Annotated in this window: 15 protein-coding genes; 11 read left to right on the top strand and 4 right to left on the bottom strand. The window is 52.2% G+C overall.

All coding sequences use genetic code 11. The features are described from left to right. Positions 1–37 precede the first annotated feature (37 nt). From BUB94_RS04925 to BUB94_RS04915, 3 genes are read right to left on the bottom strand one after another with little or no spacing between them, the layout of a single operon-like run. Complete coding sequence (locus BUB94_RS04925) at positions 38–1369, bottom strand: hemolysin family protein (protein WP_073234713.1); 1332 nt, start codon at positions 1367–1369, stop codon at positions 38–40. Continuing rightward, a complete protein-coding gene (ybeY, locus tag BUB94_RS04920) occupies positions 1369–1824 on the bottom strand; it encodes an rRNA maturation RNase YbeY (protein WP_083538114.1) in 456 nt (151 codons plus the stop codon). Before ybeY ends, BUB94_RS04925 begins: the two co-directional genes overlap by 1 nt. Beyond that, a complete protein-coding gene (locus tag BUB94_RS04915; protein ID WP_073156826.1) occupies positions 1824–2108 on the bottom strand; it encodes a hypothetical protein in 285 nt (94 codons plus the stop codon). The genes ybeY and BUB94_RS04915 overlap by 1 nt, the downstream gene beginning before the upstream one ends. Positions 2109–2288: 180 nt before the next feature. On the opposite strand from BUB94_RS04915, the gene BUB94_RS04910 reads away from it, so the two are divergent. From BUB94_RS04910 to pheT, 7 genes are all read left to right on the top strand, one after another. Further along, positions 2289–4151, top strand: coding sequence for a FecR family protein (locus BUB94_RS04910; protein ID WP_073234710.1), 1863 nt, complete (start codon positions 2289–2291; stop codon positions 4149–4151). Continuing rightward, positions 4151–7300, top strand: coding sequence for a right-handed parallel beta-helix repeat-containing protein (locus BUB94_RS04905; RefSeq protein ID WP_073234707.1), 3150 nt, complete (start codon positions 4151–4153; stop codon positions 7298–7300). Before BUB94_RS04910 ends, BUB94_RS04905 begins: the two co-directional genes overlap by 1 nt. A gap of 184 nt (positions 7301–7484) precedes the next feature. Next, positions 7485–9275 (top strand): pyruvate kinase, encoded by a 1791-nt coding sequence (gene pyk / locus BUB94_RS04900; RefSeq protein ID WP_073234705.1) that lies wholly within the window; start codon positions 7485–7487, stop codon positions 9273–9275. 18 nt (positions 9276–9293) lie between these two features. Further along, positions 9294–10961 carry an NAD(P)/FAD-dependent oxidoreductase gene (locus BUB94_RS04895; RefSeq protein WP_073234702.1) on the top strand — a complete coding sequence of 556 codons (1668 nt, stop codon included), beginning with the start codon at positions 9294–9296 and terminating at the stop codon, positions 10959–10961. 81 nt (positions 10962–11042) lie between these two features. Further along, positions 11043–12215: an RluA family pseudouridine synthase gene (locus BUB94_RS04890; protein ID WP_073156839.1), complete on the top strand. Its 1173-nt coding sequence runs from the start codon at positions 11043–11045 to the stop codon at positions 12213–12215. Then, positions 12215–13246, top strand: coding sequence for a ferrochelatase (hemH, locus tag BUB94_RS04885; RefSeq protein WP_073234698.1), 1032 nt, complete (start codon positions 12215–12217; stop codon positions 13244–13246). Before BUB94_RS04890 ends, hemH begins: the two co-directional genes overlap by 1 nt. A gap of 171 nt (positions 13247–13417) precedes the next feature. Next, a complete protein-coding gene (gene pheT / locus BUB94_RS04880; RefSeq protein ID WP_073234696.1) occupies positions 13418–15853 on the top strand; it encodes a phenylalanine--tRNA ligase subunit beta in 2436 nt (811 codons plus the stop codon). Between the two features lie 148 nt (positions 15854–16001). On the opposite strand, the gene BUB94_RS04875 is transcribed toward pheT, so the two are convergent. Further along, entirely contained in the window at positions 16002–16382 is a 381-nt protein-coding gene (locus BUB94_RS04875) for a hypothetical protein (protein WP_073156847.1), read from the bottom strand. Positions 16383–16673: 291 nt separating this feature from the next. Between BUB94_RS04875 and dnaX the strand changes: the two genes are divergently transcribed. The 4 genes from dnaX to BUB94_RS04855 all read left to right on the top strand — a co-directional run bounded on the left by dnaX (position 16674) and on the right by BUB94_RS04855 (position 21597). Next, positions 16674–18446 (top strand): DNA polymerase III subunit gamma/tau, encoded by a 1773-nt coding sequence (gene dnaX / locus BUB94_RS04870; RefSeq protein ID WP_073156849.1) that lies wholly within the window; start codon positions 16674–16676, stop codon positions 18444–18446. A gap of 131 nt (positions 18447–18577) precedes the next feature. Further along, positions 18578–18886 (top strand): YbaB/EbfC family nucleoid-associated protein, encoded by a 309-nt coding sequence (locus BUB94_RS04865; RefSeq protein WP_073156852.1) that lies wholly within the window; start codon positions 18578–18580, stop codon positions 18884–18886. 225 nt (positions 18887–19111) lie between these two features. Continuing rightward, on the top strand, positions 19112–20530 hold the full coding sequence (locus BUB94_RS04860; protein ID WP_073156854.1) for a TolC family protein: 1419 nt from the start codon (positions 19112–19114) through the stop codon (positions 20528–20530). Between the two features lie 17 nt (positions 20531–20547). After that, positions 20548–21597: an efflux RND transporter periplasmic adaptor subunit gene (locus BUB94_RS04855; RefSeq protein ID WP_073156857.1), complete on the top strand. Its 1050-nt coding sequence runs from the start codon at positions 20548–20550 to the stop codon at positions 21595–21597. The last annotated feature ends 14 nt before the right edge of the window (positions 21598–21611 follow it).

Genomic DNA, 21611 nt, shown 5'->3' with positions numbered 1-21611 from the left:
TTGCGGGACTCGATCTGCGTCCCCAAATCAAACAAAATCAAGTGACGCGGAAGGCCTGCGTACGGGGACCGGACTTGGGCTTGTTCTTGCCGGGCTGGATCATGAGAACCTTTTCCATGCGGTTGCCTTCCATCTTGAGCACACGGAAGGTGTAGCCCTTGATGACCACTTCGGCGCCAGGAGAGGGAATGATTCCGAGGGTTGCCTGGATCAGGCCGGAAAGGGTTTCCACATGGGAATTTTCCGGAGCTTCCAGTTCCACGCCCAGTTCGTATTCCAGGTCGGACAGGGTCATCAGCGGATCCAGGATGTAGCGGCCGTCCTTCAGTTTCTGGACGTCCTGTTCCTCATCCACGTCGTCTTCGTCGCGGATTTCGCCAACGATTTCTTCAAGGATGTCTTCCAGGGTTACAAGGCCCGCGGTTCCACCATATTCGTCGACCACAATGGCCAGCTGGTTACCGGTCTTTCGCAGGTCGGTCAGCATGTCGTCAATTTTCTTGTGGTAGGGCACGAATACCGGCGGCATCACCAACTTCATGATGTCGAAAGTTTCGGTTTCGTGATGTTCGGTGTACCACTGCAAAAAATCGCGGTTAGAAAGGATACCTACGATGTTGTCGACGGTTTCCTTATACACCGGCAAGCGGGAATGGCGTTCGGTGTTCAGCACCTTCACCAAATCTTCCAGCCTGGTATCGGCATCGATGGCGCACATGTCCACGCGGGGAGTCATGATTTCGCGAACCGGAGTTTCCACAAAGTCGAAGATGTTCAGAATCATCTGACGTTCTTCTTTTTCCAGACCTTCGCCATCGTCGCCCTGGACGTCAGACAAGTCGGCCTGAACAGCGTCGCGGCGTTCTTCGGGCAAGAAGCTGAGTTTGGAATCGTAACCCATGACCTTCAAGATCTTGACAAACATCCAGTGGCAGATTTTTGCGGGTACCGCAAAGGGCAGGCGGATCCACTTGAACAGAGGGATCAGCACAATGGCCAAGGTGTCGGGTTTCAGGTTTCCGAGAACGTTGGCGCAGAAAACCGTAAGGGTATAAATGCAGATGCAGGCCACCACCATATAGGCCAGGAACGCAAGAATCCAGTAGTCCTTTGCCCAGGGGAGCATCTCGAACAGATAGAATCCCAGGACACCGCTACCCACATTGCAGAAGATTCGGCCAATGGAAATGGTCTCGTTGAATCCGCCCAGTTCCACCAGGGCGGCCACCTTCTCTTCACGGCCTTCGCGGTCCTTGGCATCACGCTTGGCGTAAATGCCACTGAACACAGCCTTGATTAACGAGAAAGAGAAGGAAACAAAAAGGAAAAGGATTAAAAAAACAATCGCCCAACTTTCAGGAGATTCCATCAGTCCTTCTCCTTGTAGGGGTCAAGTCCAAGAAATTCGCACTCGCGGGCGCGCATCACCTTGCGGTCGGCAGCCTTGATGTGGTCGTAACCGGACAGGTGCAAAAGGCCGTGAACAATGACACGCTTCAGTTCGGCGTAGAAAGTGTTGCCGTACTCCGGAGCCTGTCTGCGGACCTGTTCCTGGGCGATGTAGATTTCACCCAGCATTTCGGGTTCACCGGGGAACTCGGCATGCCATTCAAAGGAGAGCACGTCGGTCACCTTGTCCAGACCGCGGTAATTCTTGTTCATTTCGCGGACGAATTCGTCGGAACACATGACGATATTGACGTCCTTCTCCTTGCCTTCTTCGGCCAGGAGTTTGCGAGCCATCTTTTCAAACTTGTCCTGATAAGGGAACTTCTCGATGTCGCCTTCGGTAAGAAAGTCGATGTTATAACTAGCAGGGTCCATTAGATGTTGTACCACTTCTTGAGAACTTCGATGATAGCTTCAGCCTGGGCCTTGCCGGTAATCTTGAACTTACCCTGGGCCTTGAAGTTTCCGTTCATCTTGCGATAACGACGGAGGCTAACCTTAGGTTCACCGAATTCACCGGTCTTGGGATCCTTTTCCTGATAGTGGAACATGACGGTCGGCCATGCGCCCTTGGAGAGGATCTCCTTGCCCAATTCCTTGATGACTTCTTCGCCAGAGTCTTCGTCGCTGAATGCAACGGTCAGTTCTTCAACTTCCATAGTGCTATCCTTTTATGAAATACTTCTATATATATAGCTTTTTTCGCCAAAAGAGCAAATCTCCAAGGGGTTTTAGTCCACGGAATACATCAAACTTTTATTTTTGATACAAAAAGGCATCTTCCCCTAAAGCTATATTTGCCCCAAAAGACATGAAGACCCCTTTGAACGAGAGGCAATATGTGTTCACGCTATTCTAGAGTTATCGCGATATTCCTGGCCCTTCTGGTAGCCAACTCCTTCGCCGCCAAGTCCGCTTCGGGCAAGGTCCGTTCCCGCATTGGCGAAGTAACGACCCAAAAGGAAGGCAAGGGAGACTGGAAAGACCTTAAAGTTGGAAACAAGGTCAACCAGAGCGACTTGATCCGTACCCTGCTGGAATCCCAGGCAATCATCGCCCTCCCCGACGGAAGTAACTTTTCCATCGAAGAGAATTCCCTGGTGTCCATGACCGAAGTGATGACAGACGACGGGAAGAATTACATCACCGCCGAAATCAAGTCGGGCAAGATTAAGTTCGACGTCCAGAAACAGAATGGCGGAAGTCATTTCAAGTTCAAGACGGGCACCGCCACGGCAGCTATCCGAGGAACCTACGGTCTGACAGGACTTAGCGAACGCCAGACACCCATTGCAGCCCTGATTTTTGGTAAGATGGACATGTTCATGGGAACTCAGGCCGTATCCATCCACGAAAATCAAGCCATTGTCACCCACCGCGACAAGTTGGTCGTCATTGACCTGAGCGCCGGAGCCGACGCCGATTTCCTGGACAAGATTGACAGCCTGGCAGGCGACTCCACCATCACGGAAGAGGAACTGCTCAAGAAAGCCGGCGAACTGGACAAGCTCCGTGCAGAAGCCCTGAAAAAATTGAAGGATAGCGTGCGTTGCGAATTCGAGGCTCTGCCGGACACCATCCGCGAAAACTCCGTAAAAATCCAGGGCCAGTGCACCCAGGGCATCAAGGTCGGTATCGGCGGCGAAATGCAGAACTCCGACGAAGGCTCCGTCACCTTCACCCCGGAATGGTCTCCGAAACAGCAAGGTCCGAAGAAATTTACAGTCACCTGCCAAGTGGGAAAGACCAGCTTTGACTGCGGAAACTTGGCCACTTACTATGTCAGTTCCGCCCCCAGGGATTCTGTGGCAGGCCACGAGCCCTTGACTCTCATCACCAGCTCTCCCCTTACCGTTAGCGATCCGTCTGCGACCATCATCGAAGGAAGATTTGATCCGTCCGACCCCAATGCCACCCTTACGGTAACCCACGATGGCAAGGTTTCTGACAACCTGCTCCTGCGCAATCCCGATGGACACTTGCGTTACAACCTATCCATCAAGGACTCCTGGAAAAACTGGAACAGCGAACTGGTGGAAGTGGAATACAATTCTGAAAAATACGGAACCGAAAAGGCAACACTCAAGCTGGCCATCAAGAAGAACAGCAAGACCATCAATACAATTTCTCCAACCATCGGCATCACAAGGACCGATTCCCTCAAGTGCTTTATCAAGTTAAATATCAAGGATACTGAAGGTGACCAGGTCATACTGACCCCCTATGTAGATGGAGTCAAGGGCATCGACCAGATTTACGGAAACTCCGGTGAATACACCTTGAAGACCACCAAGGGCATCCACAACTACAACTTTACTGCAGAAGACCTGGCAGGCAACACAAGCAAGGTTAGCAAGACCTTGGGATGTTTCCCCAAGACTAATGCCACCCTGGATGTTGAAGGACCGAAGAAGATCCGCCTCCGCGTTCCGCGCCCGCCCCAGAACCACACCAATCGTTTTTACCAGATGATCCGTTTCAAGGTTAACGAGCTGCCCGAAAACAATCCCCAGTTTATCAAGCGCATTGTCATTAGCCAGTCCGGCGAAAAGGATGACGTTCTCACCGAAACCGATTTTCATGGAACAGCTTTTGACAGGCAGGTAGGAATCATCCGAGGAAAGACTACCGAAATCAAGATCAAGGTATTCCTGAAGAGCGGCGAGACCTTGAACGCAACTAAGATTTACGAGGTTCGCTAATGAAACACGTTCTTATTACAGCAATCGCGTTAACAGCAAGCCTTTCCTCTGCACAAACTGAACTTCAGGCAGAAGCTCAAACCGCAGCCCAGACAGAACAGACCCCAGCACAGAAGTCCCCCATTCTTCGGGGCACCGCCATCAGCGGAAACATCCGCGGTTTTCTGCGAGCAAGCGAATCCCCTTATCTTGTCACTGGAGACTTGCTTGTAGACAAGGCTTCGGCCCTGGTCATCGAACCGGGAGTCATCCTCCAGTTCACTCCCGGTTCCAAGCTGAAAGTCGAAGGTCAGATTGTGGCTGCAGGCATCAGCACCGAAGCAGTCGTTTTCAAATCCGCAGCCAGGACACCCAAGGCCGGCGATTGGAAGGGCATCACAATTTCTGGCGAAAACGGATCCGAGTTGCGTAACGCAGTCATTACCGATGCAGAAAACGGAGTCGTCATTGAAAACACAGGGCTGAACCTCCACGGAAGTTCTATCAAGAACAGTACAGGTCGCGGTCTTTATATCCGTAACGGCAAGGCAGAAATCACGGACTGCGAATTTACCGACAACCAGGGTGCAGCCCTCCATGTATCCAACTACGGCGAGGCCTCCCTGGACAACGTTGTCTTCAAGAAGAACACCGTAGCCATCTACAATTCCAATCTGGGATACATTGATGCTAGCGGAACCACCATCCAGGAAAACGGCTATGGTATTCTGGATATGGGCAACAGCCATCTGACCCTGAAAAATTCCGACATATCGAAAAATACCGTGGGAGCAAGCGCCGCTGACGTTCTCGACAATTCTGTTTCAGAAAGCATTTCCGGTAACGCCAACGATTTTACGGTAGATTCCAGAACTGTTGCAGGAGCCCTTTCCGAAGACCCGCAGATTTTCGGAATCAAGAAACGTATTACCGACCCCGACGAAAAGATCGGAAACCTGATCAAGTCCCGCGAAAAGGAATCCGCCCTGCAGGATTCTACCGCAAAGTCCTGGAACATCATCGGTAACGTCATGCTGGGCGGAAACTACCACCATGTCATCACCGGCAAATCCTACGAAAATACATTCCAGGTTCCGGGATTCGGTGCTGAAGCCAGCGCCTACTTGCTGATGCAGTCTCCAGACGGTCGAACCATCGAATTTAACGCAGACCTCTCTGCAGACTCCTGGAATCGCTTCTCACCAAACCCGGTCACCCTCTCCTACACAGACCAAGTCAACCATTTAGTTCTAGGTGACTTCCAGAAAAGTCAGGGGGACATCTACATGTCAAACCTACCCATCTTCGGTGTAGGCTACACCATGTCGCTCCTCAGAAACAACGCAGACATGCCCCTCTTTGAACTGGGCGGTTTCTTTGGCGAAGCCCGCCGCCCTTACGCCTGGAATGACCGTCACCCCCTTATTTACAAAGAATACATTGAAGATGGAGAACTCCAGGCCCAGCGTCTTGCCTACGGAGCCTCCTTCAAGTGGGCGCCCGTACGCCGTTTCGACGCCACCGTGGGAATCATTTACGCCAACGACGAAATGGAAGACCCGCTGCTCCGCGACGGTTCCAGCAGAAGTACCGGCGAACCGATGCAGACTTCCTTCACCATGTACGCCGACGGAAACTGGCTATTCTATCCTGGAGACATTGAACTGAATGGCTCTGTGGCCGTAGGTCGCGCAGACACCGCCGACGTCGCCAAGGAACGCGCAGCAAACAAGGTATTTAGCGAAGCAGGACTGAACGTAAGTTCCATGGGAACTCTCCGTCAGCTTATGAACAACGAATCCCGAATTCGCACCCTCAGCGACCAGGAACTCTACAACATTTTCGGAGACAACACCACCCTCACCCGCAGCCAGATGCGCGACTCCTTGCGCACCCTCATTCGCGATGCGAAACTTGCCAAGCGTGAAGAAGACAGCGATATCGAAGACAGCCGCGTTATGGGCCTCAACTGGGGCAGTCAGAATTTCGCCATCGGCGCTTCTCTTGACTGGAGCATCTACAAGACAACTATCTCGGCTCACGTCAAGTATGTAGGCGAAGACTTCTACAGCGCAGGTTCCCCAGACCAGCTTTCCGACACCCGCGAATTCGGCGGCCGCATTGAACAGGAAATCCGAGATTACTGGACTCTTGGTTTCGCCTACCAGATTAACGTAGAGAACGCAGCCAACCACGGAAACACCAACCTATTCGGCCTTGGTGAAGGAACCCGTTGGGGATTCTTTGACGAGGCATCCGACAGTTGGCAGGAAGAACATGAACTGGATAACGACAGAACCAAGTACATCCAGAATTTCTCTCTAGAAAACACATTCAAGATCTCAAACAACATTTCTACAAGACTGAATTACAATCTTGAATACCGCACTCAATATCGTCCCTACCAGTTGCAGGTGAACCAGTTCTACAAGGACGGAGTTTTCCTAGACGATTGGTTTGCACCTCGCAAGGGAAAGAAAACTATTGAACTGACCGACAACGAAAATTCCACAACCGTAGACGCAGAACGTTGGGCTCAGTACACCGGCTATGCCATTGAAGACTACCTGGCCTCCAATTTCCAGGAAAGAATTTTCAGACATACCTGGGCAGCAGATGTATCCCTGAAACAGGGTAAATCCATTGTCAAGGTGGGTGGAGTCCTCTCTATCAGATCTGACTATTCCAAATTCTACAAGGATAGCCTTGCCAACTTGCTGGACCTCGCTGATTCTACCTGGGGCAAGATGGGTTATTACTTCGGCGGCGCCGATTATCTGGAACACACCTATCCCCTTTCATGGACTCTGGAAACAGACCTTCTCCAGAACAGCCTAATTGTCCGCCCCCGCTTCAAGAACTATACTCGCGACGAAATGAAGGAATCCGAAATCAATGTCGACGAAGAAATGACGATTCCCCTCATGAACAAGTTCCTGACGCTTGGCATCAACGGAGAATTCCGCTACCTGCTTACCACCTGGGAAGACGATGGCGAACAGGATGAAACAGAAATGGATATTCTTGGTGGTCTGAACGTAAAGGTGAACCACACCAAGCACTGGAGCAGCGAATGGTTTGCCGGCACGGCCATGTATCTGCGTCCCGATAGCAAGCGCGATGAATACACCGACATCTACGGCGGTATCCGCGTGAACTACATTTTTTAATACGGTAAGCGTAAAAGTACCGCATACTGTATAGAAAGAACATTGAGAGGCGAGGCTTATGCCCCGCCTTTTTCATACATTTTTAGTACGTTCACTTTTACCCTTTGGGAAGGTGTTAAAAATTTTTATCATTGGCGCCGAAAATTAATAGTTTGATTTCTGACGAAAAAAAAAGAGGCGAAAAATGTTCACCCACAAGACGAAAATTGTATGCTCCATGGGCCCCACCACCAAGGATGACGAAGTTGTCTCCCGCCTGATTATCGCAGGCATGAACGTGGCCCGATTCAATTTCTCCCACGGCTCCCACGAATCCCACAAGGATGCCATGGACAGGGTGAAGCGCGTTTCTGCCAACCTCAAGCGACCCATCGCCTTGATGTTGGACACCAAGGGTCCCGAAATCCGCACCGGCAATACCGAGGGTGATGCCGTCATCCAGTTCAACAAGGGCGACAAAGTTTGGGTAACCGTCGACGACACCCTCACCAAGGGCGCCACCGAAAACGAACCGGCAAAGCTGAGCCTTTCCTGGAAGGAATTGCCCCAGAAGATTGAACCCGGCCACCGCATCCTTATTGCCGACGGCCTCCTGGAACTAGACGTAGAAGAAACGGACGGCTTTACCGTCAGGTGCGTCGCCAAGAATTCCGCAGCCATCGGAAGCAAGAAGAACGTGAACCTGATCGGTCTTCACGCCGGCCTTCCCATCATGAGCGAACAGGACAAGAACGACATCAAGTTCGGTGCCGAACAGGACGTAGACTTTATCGCCGCCTCTTTCGTAAGCTACGCCAGCGAAGTCCAGGAAATCCGTCGCTACCTGGATAGTCTCAATTCCAAGGCAAAGATTATCGCCAAGATTGAAAACGAAGAAGGTCTGAACAACATCCGCGAAATTGCCGCCACGGCTGACGGCATCATGATTGCCCGCGGTGACCTTGGCGTTCAGCTGCCCACCGAAAAAATTCCTCTGGCCCAGAAGCACATCATCCGCGTCTGCCGCCAGCTGGGCAAGCCCGTCATTACAGCCACCCAGATGCTGGACTCCATGATTCAGCACCCCCGCCCCACCCGTGCGGAATTGACCGACGTGGCTAACGCTATTTTCGACGGTACCGACGCCGTGATGCTCTCCGGCGAAACCGCCAACGGTCTCTACCCCATCGAAGCGGTAGAAACTCTGGTCCGCGTTGCAGTTACCGTAGAATATTCTCCCGAATACTACAAGAAGATGCGGGAATCCTTCGAAATGGATCTGCAGGGCGACATGAGCCGCATCGTTTCCCAGAACGCCTACCAGACCGCCCGCGAAGTGAACGCCGCTGCCCTCATCACGCCGACGCTTACCGGAAACACCGCCCGCATGATCAGCATGTTCCGTCCCAGTCAGCCGATCCTTGCTGTAACTCCCTTCGCACAGGTCAAGCGCCAGCTCCTCTTGAACTGGGGCGTATTCCCTCTGTTTGCCGAAGAAGTAAACGACTCCGATTCCATGGTGCAGAACGCTATCAAGAGCGCCTACGACGCAGGAGCCGTCCACATTTCCGACCGCATCGTCATGGCTTCCGGCTACCCCATTAGCGCACAAATTGTGAACACCATCCGAGTCCTCCACGTGGGTAACGAACTGGTGAAGGGCGAACAGGGCGGCTGCGCCTCTGCAGATATTGCCCGCGCCAACGGCCGTATCCTTCGCGCAAAGACCCCCACCGAAGCCTACATGCTTCTGCGTCGCGACAGCAACGAAATCTTGCTGTGCAACACTCTGACCGAAGAATACATTCCCGTACTCCGAGACGTTCGCGGCGTAATTGTAGACGGCGAAAGCAGAATTCCTGCAGAAACCTTGCCTCTGATCAACCCCCGCCTGGTATGGCTCGCCCAAGCCAAGGGTGCCTTCAACGCTCTGGAAAGCGGCATGGCCGTCACCATCGACGGAAAACGTCTTGTGGTTTACGAAGGTACGCTGTAAATTTCTACCTTTGGGTTGATGTATACTTACCGCTACAGAGAACTTTCCGTCGCCCTCGCCAAAAAGGGTGAGTACCGAGCCGCTTTGGCCCGGGAATTGCGAATCCATCCCGAAGAAATCTTCAATCTGGAAGTGGAACGTTTTTCTCTGGATAGCCGCCGTAAGGGAGACCCAAAGTGGTCTTACAATGTCATTTTTGAAGTAAAGCGCCAGTTGCGAGCCACGGGCAATCACGCCAAGGGCTTGGTGGCCGCCACACGAGAAACCGAATCCCTGGAAAATGATCCCCAACGCAACACCGTTCCCATGGCAGGCCATGTGGATGTGATCGGTGCAGGTCCCAGCGGATTGTGGGCAGCCCTACACTTGCTTCGCAAGGGTTTTTCTGTGGACCTCTACGAACAAGGCAAACTGGTAGAAGAACGTTTTAGGGATATCCGCCGTTTCTTTGTAGACCGAAAATTCAATGCATACAGCAACGTGCTCTATGGCGAAGGTGGCGCAGGTGCCTTCAGTGATGGAAAACTGAACACCCGCAGTCGCAACCTGTTCTCCGAAGCAGTTTTGAAGGACATGGTAAGCTTTGGCGTGGACGAATCGGTGGTCACTTTTGCGAAGCCCCACATCGGTACGGATCGTCTAGTGCTTATGTTACGTCAGCTCCGTGCAGAAATCGCACGCCTTGGCGGCAAGATTCATTACAGCACTACCCTGGAAGATATTGAAATCAAGGACGGACGGATTTGCGGCATCAAGCTGCGGGACGTGTCCCGCCGTAATTTGGGAGAAGTTCCTTCTGCAGACTTCGCAGAAATCTGCCCCAGCCATTGGCAGCCTTGCGAGGCCTTGGTTCTCGCCGTAGGTCATTCTGCACGGCACATTTACGAAATGCTCCATGCTCGCGGAGTCTCTCTCGAAAGCAAGGCGTTCGCCATGGGCGTTCGCGTAGAACACCCGCAGATGCTTATCAACATGCGCCAGCTGGGTCGCGACATCGATACAAAGCTTACCGGTTCCGCAGAATATTTTTTGGCCACGCCGACCTTGAACAAGACCAGTTCCGCCTACAGTTTCTGCATGTGCCCCGGTGGTGTCCTGGTGCCCTGCGCTTCAGAACCCGGCACTCTCGCCACCAACGGCATGAGCTACAGCCATCGAAACGGTCCTTTGGCCAACGGCGCCATCGCAGTTCCTATTACACCGGGTGCAGAAGGTTTCGATATCAAGACTGCCGGCACCCTCTTTGGCGGTCTTGACTTGCAGCGCAAAATTGAAGCGGACGCCTACGCAGTTGGCGGTAAGAACTACGCCGCTCCCGCCCAGACCATCAAGAACTTTTTGGCAAAACGCGTCGACAAGGATCTGCCCAAGACCACATACCCCTGCGGTCTGGTAAACAGCAATATGTGGGATTGGATGGACAAGACCATCTGCGCTTCCCTGGCAGAAGGCTTCCAGAATTTTGACAAGAAGATTCCAGGCTTTATTGAAGAAGGTTTGATTGTGGCGCCGGAAACTCGAACCAGTTCTCCCCTCCGCATCACCCGCAATAACGAAACTTTAGAAAGCGTCAACACCAAGGGTCTTTACGTTCTTGGTGAAGGTGCCGGCTACTCCGGTGGAATCGTCACCAGCGCCGCCGATGGCATCCGTCTAGCCCACTACGCAAAGAGAAGTAAACAGTAGACAGTGGTTAGTAGACAGTAGAAAGGAATTCACCATCCACTAATCACCAATCACTAACCACTAATCACTAACCACTAAAACATGATTACTCGCCAGATTGACCGCAACTTCGCAAATATGCGTCTCGACCGATTCCTCCGCAAGGCTTTCCCCGAGGAATCCCTCTCCGTATTCTTCTCCGTCATCCGCAAGAAGAAAGTCCGCGTCAATGGCGTGGTCGCCAAGGCAAACCAGATGCTCCAGGAAGGCGATCTGGTAAACATCTATGAAAACTTCAAGTCCGTTTCCGAAGAAGAAAAGGACATGAGCCGCGCCCAGTCCGCACAGATCAAGGCCGAAGTAGAAGCCGCCTACGAGGCAGGCGAATCCAACATCATTTCCTTCCCCGGTGCAGCGGGTTCCGCAGCAGGCGCAAACCGCGACAAATCTGCGGTCACAGGCTTCGCCAAGAACAAATCCACCTGGGGCAAGAACATGTCTGGCGCCGAGAAGCAGTCCAACTGGGGCGCTCAGGAACTGGACATCGTCATCCAGACCGAAGATTATCTGATCGTGAACAAGCCCTCGGGATTGGCAAGCCAGCCCGGTTCCGGCACCAAGCCCGGCGAAAGCCTGGTGGAATACCTGTGGGAATGGGGCCGCAAGGAAGATCTGGACTTCAAGCCCACCATCGCCCACCGACTGGACCAGGAAACTTCCGGCATGATCATGGTGGCCCTCCACGGCGACACCCTCCGCGAACTTACCCGCATGATCCGCGAACACGAAGTAGACAAGTATTACTTCGCCCTGGTCAAGGGCAACCTTTCCAAGGACCGCGGCACCATCAGCGAAAAACTGACCCGCACCGACGCCGCCAAGGGTAGCAAGATGAAAGTTGGCGAAGACTCCAAGGACGCCAAGGAGGCCGTCACCCATTACCGCGTCAAGCAGCATTACATCGGTTTCGACCTGGTTAAGATTAAATTGGAAACCGGTCGTATGCACCAGATTCGCGCCCATTTCGCAAGCATCGGTCACCCCCTGCTGGGCGACTCCCGCTACGGCGACTTCGCCCTGAATCGCGAAATCAAGAAGCAGCTGGGCCTGCACCGTCTATTCCTCCACAGTTGCCGTCTGGAATTCGACTGGCAGGGCGAAAAGAAAGTTTTCGATTGCCCCCTGCCCAAGGAACTGCAATCTGTTCTAGACCAGCTGAAGCGCAAGCCCTACGAACGCAAGGAAAACAACTTCCAGCAGAGCCGCCGCAGGTAATGTCAACCGCTCTTCTTCTGGTTCAATTAGGCTCCCCCGCCAATCTTGATGTCGATGACATCGAGACTTATCTCCATCAGTTTCTTGGAGACTGGCATACCATAGGCAAGAAGAGCTTATTTTGGAAGCTGCTATTAAAGTTCGTCATTTTGCCAAAGGGCAAATTTTCTAGTTACGACAAATACCTTCAGATGTTTAACAGCAACGATTTCAAGGAAATGCCGCTGGTAACGTACTCTGAAGAATTTCTGACGGCACTCCGCAGGAAATTCGTCACATCGGACGCACTGGAACAGCACAAGGTTGAAGACTACGTCACAATCCGTCTCGCCTATCAATACGGCTGTACTCCATCCATTAGCGAAACCCTAAAGCAACTTGAAAAAGACGGTGTCGACACAGTTCACATGCTGCCTTTGTACCCGCAGCGATCTGGCGTTACCACACAGGCAGCCATCGACAACGTATTGGACTGTGCCAGGAAAATCAAGTTCAAGGGGAAGATTTTATCTGCCACAGGTTTCTGCCAAAATGAAGCCTGGGCCCGAGAAGTGGCAAAAACCATTAGCGAGCAAATCGAAGAGGAAGACACCCTTCTTGTGTCATTCCATTCGATCCAAAGTTGGCGTGTAGAAAACGCAAGCGACCCTTACCGCAGCGACTGCGAACAAAGTTTCAAGAGCATTTGCCAAAGCCTCGCAGAAATTGCAGGCGACAAATTCAGCGGAGAAGCCCACCTGGTTTACCAAAGCAAGTACAAGCCCGGCAAGCTCCCCTCTGGAAAGTGGTTGGGGCCATCACTGGCAGAGACTTTGCAGCAGCTGGGCGAACAAAACAAACCCGTCGTTGTGGTAAGTCCAGTTTTTACCACCGACAACCTGGAAACCATCTACGAAATTGACGACGAGGTGTCTCAGATCTATTACAGTGCTGGCGGTCCTCGACTCAAGCGTATTCCTTGCCTAAATGCAACCCCCGACTGGATTACTGCATTCGTCGAAGAAATCCTGCCCGCATTAAAGTTCGCCTAGGTCCAGCCCCAAAAAGTCTCCAACGCTGTCAAAACGCATTTTAACACCCCGGTCCCAAGACCGAGGCTTTTATTATTTCTAAATTGTCCCGCGTAATTTATGGGCTGCACAAGAGCCTGCTGTCTTTAAAAAAGATTGCAGTACAGGATGCAGTTAAAAAAGGAATAAAAGATGAAAGTTTCTTTAAGTTGGCTGAAGCGTCATGTGGATTTGCCCGAATCTGTGGCAGAAATCGAAAAGGCATTGACTTCCATCGGTTTGGAAGTTGAAGGCATCGAAGAACCGGGTAAGGTTTACGACAAGCTGGTGGTGGCAAAGGTCCTCACCTGCGAAAACCATCCGGACAGCGATCACCTCCACATCACCACAGTCGACAACGGCAAGGAAGTTGTTCAGGTGGTTTGCGGCGCACCTAACGTTGCAGCAGGCCAGACCGTAGTTCTCGCTCCTATCGGTGCAGAACTTCCCATGAGCGACGGTTCCGTCCTCAAGATGAAGAAGTCCAAGATCCGCGGCGTAGAAAGCTTCGGCATGATTTGCGCTGAAGACGAAATCGGTCTTTCCGACGACCACGGTGGCATCATGGTTCTGGACGACTCCATCCCCGCCGGCACTCCTTTCGTAAGCCTGGGCATGTACGACGTCTGCTTCGAACTGAACGTCACCCCCAACCGCCCCGACGCACTTTGCCACCGCGGTGTCGCCCGCGAACTGGCAGCCAAGTTCGGTCGCGAACTGAAGCCCCTGGCCTACAACCTGGTTGAAGAAGCAGAACCCGCATCCTCCGCAGCATCTGTTGAAGTTATCCCCGGTTGCGGTTGCTCCCGCTATACCGCCCGCGTCATCAAGGGCGTTGAAGTCAAGCAGAGCCCCAGCTGGCTGGCTAAACTCCTCCACACCGTTGGCATGAACTCCATCAACAACGTTGTGGACGTTACCAACTTTATCCTCATGGACGTAGGTCAGCCCCTCCATAGCTTTGACATGGACCAGCTGAAGGGTTCCATGATCAAGGTCCGTCGCGCTGTGAAGGGCGAAAAGATCCAGACCATCGACCACACCGACCACGAACTGACCGAAGCTGAACTGGTCATTTGCGATGGCGACCGTCCCGTAGCCGTAGCCGGCACCATGGGCGGCGTAGAATCCGAAATTGTGGACACCACCAAGAACGTTCTCTTGGAAAGCGCCTACTTCAACCCCACCATCGTCCGTAAGCAGGCAAAGCGTCTGGGCATCGGCTCCGACTCCAGCTACCGCTTCGAACGTGGCATCGACACCACCACCCAGGACGAATACAGCAAGTACGCTTGCGCCATGATCCAGGAAGTGGCTGGCGGCAAGGTTCTGAAGGGTTGCGTGGAATACACCGGCGAAGACCACCAGAAGGAACTGACCAAGATCGACCTCCGTGTTTCCCGCGTTGCAAAGATCATCGGCATGGACATCGCTGCCGACGTGATCCGCAAGCACCTCACCAGCATCAACCTGAAGCTGGCTGCAGAGAACGGCGAAACCATGACCTTCGAAATTCCGGGTAACCGTCCGGACCTGGAACGCGAAGTTGACCTTATTGAAGAAGTGGCACGTCTCGTAGGCTTCGACAACATTCCTTACAGCCTGCCCAAGTTCACCATGCAGCCCAACGAACTGCCGGCTGTGGAACAGATGAACCGCAAGATCCGCAGAACTCTGAGTGCCATGGGTCTCCATGAATGCTTGAACTTGCGCTTTACCAGCAAGGCTCGTACCGAGGCTCTCTTCGGCACCGACGCTTCTGACCGTCGTGCAAACCCCGCAGCACTTCTGAACCCGCTGTCCGAAGAACTGGGCGTCGTTCCCACTTCTCTGTTGCCCAACCTGCTGAAGAACGTTGCAGAAAACGAAAAGAACCGTCCGGGCTCCGTTCGCTTATTCGAAGTGGCCAAGGGTCAGTTCAAGCGAGAACGTGCCGACGTCCGCGACAACGGCTTTGACGAATCCAACCTCATCGCCCTTACCGTTGCTGGTGCATTCGACGTGAACCCGCTGAACGACAAGCCCGCTCAGATTGACTTTGCCGCCTTCAAGGGTCTGGTCCAGTCTTTCTTCAAGCGCTGCGGTCTCGTTGTCGAATTCCGCGTTCCCGAAAAGTTGGAAGCCTTTATGCATCCGGGCAAGCAGACCGAAATCGTCTGCGGCAAGACCGTTCTCGGCACCATGGGCGCCCTGCATCCGTCTGTAGCCAAGTCCTTCGAAATCGGTTACGAAACCTATGTGATGGAAGCTAACCTGGACAAGATGATTGAAGAAAGCCACAAGAAGATTATCTTCCAGGCCTTCAGTCGTCAGGTTCCTTCTACCCGCGATATCTCCCTGGAAGTGGCAAAGAGCCTCACCCACGAAGAAATCGTCGCCCGCATCAAGGGTCTCAATCCCAAGAACCTTGCCAAGATTTCCCTCAAGAGTATCTACGAAGGTGAAAAGATTGAAGCCGGCAAGAAGAACATGGTCTATAGTCTGACCTACCAGACCATGGACCGCACCTTGACCGACGACGAAGTGAACAAGGCCCACAACAAGCTCCGCGACAAGCTGGTTGCTAACGGCGACATCGTTCTGAGATAGCGGAAAGCGAAAAGGTCAAAGCGTAAAGAGAAACTTTAACCTTTAGGCTTCAGGCTTCAAAAAAGATTGAACATCAAAAAATCCTCGCAGTCCAACTGCGAGGATTTTTCCTTTATACTTTAACCTTTAAACTATAAGCTCTAAGCTATCAAACTCCCAGGGCGTCCTTCACCTGGCCAATAAAGGCCTTTTCTTCGGGAGAAATGTTGCTTGCGTTTCCGTCTTCGTTAGAAGCTTCTGCCACGCGGATCATGGCGTTCAGCACAGCACGCTTAAATTCTTCGGACTCACCCTTGATGGCTGCCACACAGGCATCAATACGATCCTTGGCGTTGCGGAACTTGCCATAGGTGTTATTGAAATCGTCCCAACTTACGTTCGGAGTCAGTTCGTCATGAATCTTGTCTAGTTCATCGCTTTCGGCTTCAGTTGCAGAGGCGGAACCCGGCAAAAGTTTTTCGGTTTCAGTTTCATGAAAAAGGCAAGCCACCTGCCAGGAAAGGATCAAAAGAGCAAGATTCGGATTCATTAGTACCTCGTTTGTTTTTGCTAAAGATACAATAAAATAGTGAACAGCGAAGGGTGAACAGTGAATAGTGAAAAGGATTTATGAGATATGGCTTTGACGAGTGTTTGCGTTTGTCATTCCGAACTTGTTTCGGAATCTCATGAGTGCATAAAACCCTGAACGTCCTCAGGGTGACTCTAGGCGCCTCCGGCGCGATTATAATACCTCAAAGGAGCCGCAGGCTCCACCCTCCCCCCTTAATATGTCCCCTTTAAACTTTACCCTTTAAACTATTTTACTATATTCCAGCCCATGGCATACGTAGCAATGGCCCGTAAGTGGCGTCCGCAATCTTTCTCCGACATGGTCGGTCAGGAACACATCGCAAAAACCCTTCAGAATGCAATTGAAGGGGGCCGTCTTCACCACGCCTTCCTGTTTACCGGAACCCGCGGCGTCGGTAAGACCACCAGTGCCCGTATCCTCGCCCGTACTCTGAACTGCACCGGCGGCGACCCGCTCCACCCCTGTGGCGAATGCCCCAGCTGTAAGGACTTTGCCGGCGGCAATCCCATGGATATTTTCGAAATCGACGCCGCATCCAATACCGGTGTGGACAATATCCGCGACGTGATCGAACGTGTGCAGTACCCGCCTGTTATCGGCAAGTACAAGATTTTTATCATCGACGAAGTCCACATGCTTTCTACCGGTGCCTTCAACGCCTTGCTGAAGACTCTTGAAGAACCGCCTGAACATGTAATCTTTATCTTCGCCACCACCGAAGTCAACAAGGTGCCCCAGACTATTCTTAGCCGCGTGCAGCGTTTTGACTTCAAGCGCCTTTCTGTAGAACAGGTCCGCAGCCGTCTGCGCTACATTTGCGAACAGGAAAACATCAACGCCTCCGACGAAACTCTTGACGTGTTCGCCGAAAAGGCAGACGGTTCCATGCGTGACGGTCTCACCTATTTCGATCAGGCCTACGCCTTTACCGGCAGCGAAATGACCGCCGAAGCCGTACGCAGCGTTCTGGGCATTCCCCCTGTAGAACTGTTCTTCACGCTGATTAATGCCATCGAAAGCCACGACCTCAAGGCCTGCTTCCATATGGTCGATGACGCCTGCAAGCGCGGTATCGAATTTACTCCCCTGCTGGATGGTTTCGGCAAGTTCCTCCGTAACCTGCTGTACTCCCGTCTGGACGCCTTTACCGCCGACGCCCTGAACGTCTCCGACGAAATGTACTCCAAGTACAAGAGCGCCGTTCCCGGCCTTGGCAACGTAGACATCCTCCGCATTTCCAAGATGCTGATCGACCTCCAGGGTACACTGCGTTACAGCACCAACCCCCGCCTTCTGGTAGAAACAACATTCGCCCGAATGGCATGGCTCGACAGAATCGTCGACTTGAGGCGAGCTCTTGCCGCCATCAACGATCCCGCAAACGCCTCGGCCAGTGCTGACCAAGAGGCGCTAAAAAAAAAAGTAACTGATGTCCAGAATATGCTGGACGCCCAGGAAGAAGCCAAGGCACTCCAGCAAGCCGCCGAAAATCCCTTTGCCGCCATGGAAAGGGGCATCTCTGGAGGTTACTACGGCGACGTCTACAGCCGCTACGAAGTGGCTGCCGCCTGGGGTTCCATCAGAAACCGCATCAACGATGACGGAGACTTCGCCTTTTCTGTGGCCCTCAACGATTCCGTGCTTGAAACGGGCAACATCCAGGAAACCCCCTTCCCCATCGCCCTGACTTATGTAGGCGACGCCGGTAAAGACGCCTGGGGCCCCAAGCAGATGGAAGAACACCCGGAATACCTGGAACGTCTAAAGCAGATTCTGGAAAATTGCCTACAGACCCCGGTTGCACTCTCCGTGAAGACCCGTGCCCTCAACGCCCAGGAACTTCACCAACGAATGCAGGCCCAGATGTCCCCCTATGAACTGGATATCCAGAAGGAGCCGGGCCTCCAACGCCTCAAGGAACTTTTCAATGCGGAACTAATCTATTCCCGCAAGAGCAAGCGCCAGGTTACCGTGCAACAGACCGAAGAAGACCTCGAAATGGCGGAGCAGGACAACTAAAAAAAACTATGTTTGCCCAAATTTTTCGTCTTTTTGTATAAAATCAGCATATTTTAACTGCGAACATTTATAAAAAAAAGAAAAAAGTCAATTTAGACACGCATTTTTGAACATAAGAAAGGAATAATACTATGGACATGAGCAAAATGTTGAGAGACCTTCAGAAGATGCAGAGCAAGATGATGAAGGCCCAGAGCGATCTTAAAGCCCAGAGTTTCGAAGCAGAAGCCGGTGGTGGTATGGTCAAGATCGCCATGAACGGTAAGGGCGTGGTCACCATGATCAAGATCAACCCGGATGCCGTAGACAAGGACGACGTGGAAGCCCTGGAAGACCTGCTCATGGCTGCCATCAACTCCGCTGTCAAGAAAAAAGATGAAGCCACCCAGTCCAGCATTTCCGACATTACAGGCGGCATGAAAATCCCCGGTTTGATGTAATTTTTCCATCTTTTTTACCTCATTTACAACCATTTTTGAGGAAAAAAGAGTCAAAAACATTTTACATTTTATGTAAAAGAACCCCCTAAAAAAGGGGGTTCTTTCATTTTTTTCTTCATTCATACGCCAAAATGGCCCGTTCATACAGACCCTAGGGAAAAAAGCCCTTGAATCACCCCCTCATTTTCCTAAATTTGGCACGTAAAAAAATTAAACAGGAGAATTATGTCTAAGCAACTTGCTATTTCGGCCACAATGGCTGTGACAATTGCCCTAAGCATGGCCGCTCAGACGTTCGCAGGACAGGTATATACCCGCGAAGAAGCTATCAAGGTGGCCCTTGAAAACTCATCCGATGTAAAATCTGCAGAAGAAAGCCTGAAAAAGACTCAGTCCGCAGTTAGCGAAGGCTACGGCAATGCATACCCCAGCATCGATCTCTCTGCCAAAGTGACCCGAATTTTCGGCCTGGATGACGTCAAGGCAAGTTCAGATATGTCCGATGCCATGAAGGGAATGGCACAAAACCCCGATTACGGCGCCCCCTCTGCCTATGATATGGCTGCCGCAGGCGGCATTGACGGACTTGTTTCCGCCATGAAAGCTCAAGGATACCGTTGGCAGTCCAGTTTGGGCATCACCGCCACCCAGATTCTTTACGCCGGCGGCAAGGTGGGTACCGGTATTGAAATTGCCAAGACAGCAAAGCTCGCCAGCGAAATCACCCTCGAAAAGACCAAGAATGACGTCCGCGCCCAGGTTGATGAAGCCTTCAACACCGTCATTTTCCTGGATAGTTCCGTTGCCGTCACCGAAGAGACCATGGAACTCCTCCAGAACGCCGTGGATTTGGCCACTCAGGCATACCAGAGCGGCCTCGGTACAGAACTGGACGTTGTCCGCGCCCAGCTGGAACTGGATGGCCTCAAGTCGGGTATCGAAGGCCTCAAGAAGACTCAGATCGTGGCACGCAACGGCATTCTCAACATCATGGGCCTCCCCTATGATCCCGAAGTAAAGTTCACTGGTGAATTCCGCGACCCCGAAAAGACCCCTATGCCGGACCTTTCCATGGAAGGTGTCAAGAAGCGCCGCAAGGAACTGGCTCAGCTTGCCGCCAAGGAAGAAATCGACACCAAGTTGGTTGACATCGAAGAAGGCAGTTTCAAGCCTACCGTTGTACTTGTGGGCGGTGTAGAATATTCAAACAAGCAGAATGAATTCTACAAGTGGGATGCACCTAACTGGGACAAGAACATCAACAAGTATATCGCTCTTGCCGTCACCATGAACCTCTTCAATGGTAAGCAGACCACCGAAAAGGTTGCCCAGGCAAAATCCGACTTGCGTTCCACCCAGATTCTCAAGGACCAGGCAGAACGCGGATTCCGCCTGCAGATTGAATCCTGCCTCAGCACCCTCGGAAACGCACGTCAGCAAATCGACATGAAGAAACGTTCCGTAGAGCTGGCACAAAAAAATTACGATCTAACCGACGCAGCTTTTAAAGTTGGCCGAGAAACCCAGATAAACCTGCTTACCGCATTGGTAAGCCTGCGTAAGGCAAAGCTGGAATACTTCGAAGCCCTCAAGAACTGGAACTCCGCATACGAAGCTCTGCTCCAGGCAACCGGTGAATATTAAGAGAAAAGAGGAAGAAAATGAACAAGACCGTTAAGACAATCGTAACTCTCATGGCAGCCTCCCTGCTTTTCGCCGGCTGCGACCTCAAAAAGGATGAAAAGGAAAACAAGCCCAAGGTTGCAACCATCGAAGAAATCCAGAAGCAGAATGGCAAGCCCGCTCGCGTCGTAAAGGCAACCAAGGCCAAGCTTACCGACGTGCGCAAGTTCAGCGGCACCATCGAAGGCATGCAGCAGACTTACGCCATTTCCAAGATGAACGATCCTCTCGCCGCAATCAACGTAAAGGTCGGCAGCAACGTCACGAAGGATCAGGTTCTCGCAGAATACGTACGTTCCGCAGACAACACCCAGTTGGAACAGACCAAGGAACAGATTGCCCTCCTGGAAAAGGCAACCGAACGTATGCGCGATCTCCACGCCAAGGGCGGCATCACTCAGCAGGATATGGATTCCCAGGAACTGCAGCTGAAGATTGCCAAGATGAACTTGGAAACTTTGGAACGTGCAAACAAGATTTTGGCACCTTCTTCCGGTGTCGTTACCGAAATGAAGTTCCAGGTGGGACAGGTTCCGGGACAGGGTACATTCTGCACCATCGCAAAGCTGGACCAGGTCATCCTGAAGCTGAACATTACCAGCCAGGACATCGGTCTTTTCAAGAAGGGCGCTGCAGCAACTGTTACCCTCGCCGACGGCAAGAAGGTGAAGGGTAAGGTGACCACTATTCCTCTGGCTGCCAATCCCCAGACCCGCTTCTTCCCTGTTGAAGTTACTTTCGATAACAAGAACAAGAAGCTCCTCCCCGGCATGTACATTACAGCGGACATGGACATGCAGCAGGTTAGCGGCGTAGTCGTTCCTGCCGAAGCAATCGTTTACCGCAACGGTCTTAACACAGTATGGACTGTTGATGGCGAAGGTAACGCCAAGCGCAAGATTGTGCAGGTTGGCGTTCAGGCAAACGGAGATGTCCAGATTGTAGATGGACTTAGCGATGGCGACGTCGTGATGGTCGAAGGTCAGTCCAAGATGAACGACGGCGACAAGGTTCTCATCGTAGAATAATCCCGGGAGACTTT

Origin of the sequence: Fibrobacter sp. UWH9 (assembly GCF_900129715.1) — a bacterium.
GTDB lineage: Bacteria > Fibrobacterota > Fibrobacteria > Fibrobacterales > Fibrobacteraceae > Fibrobacter.
This window is presented reverse-complemented; position numbering and strand designations above follow the sequence as displayed.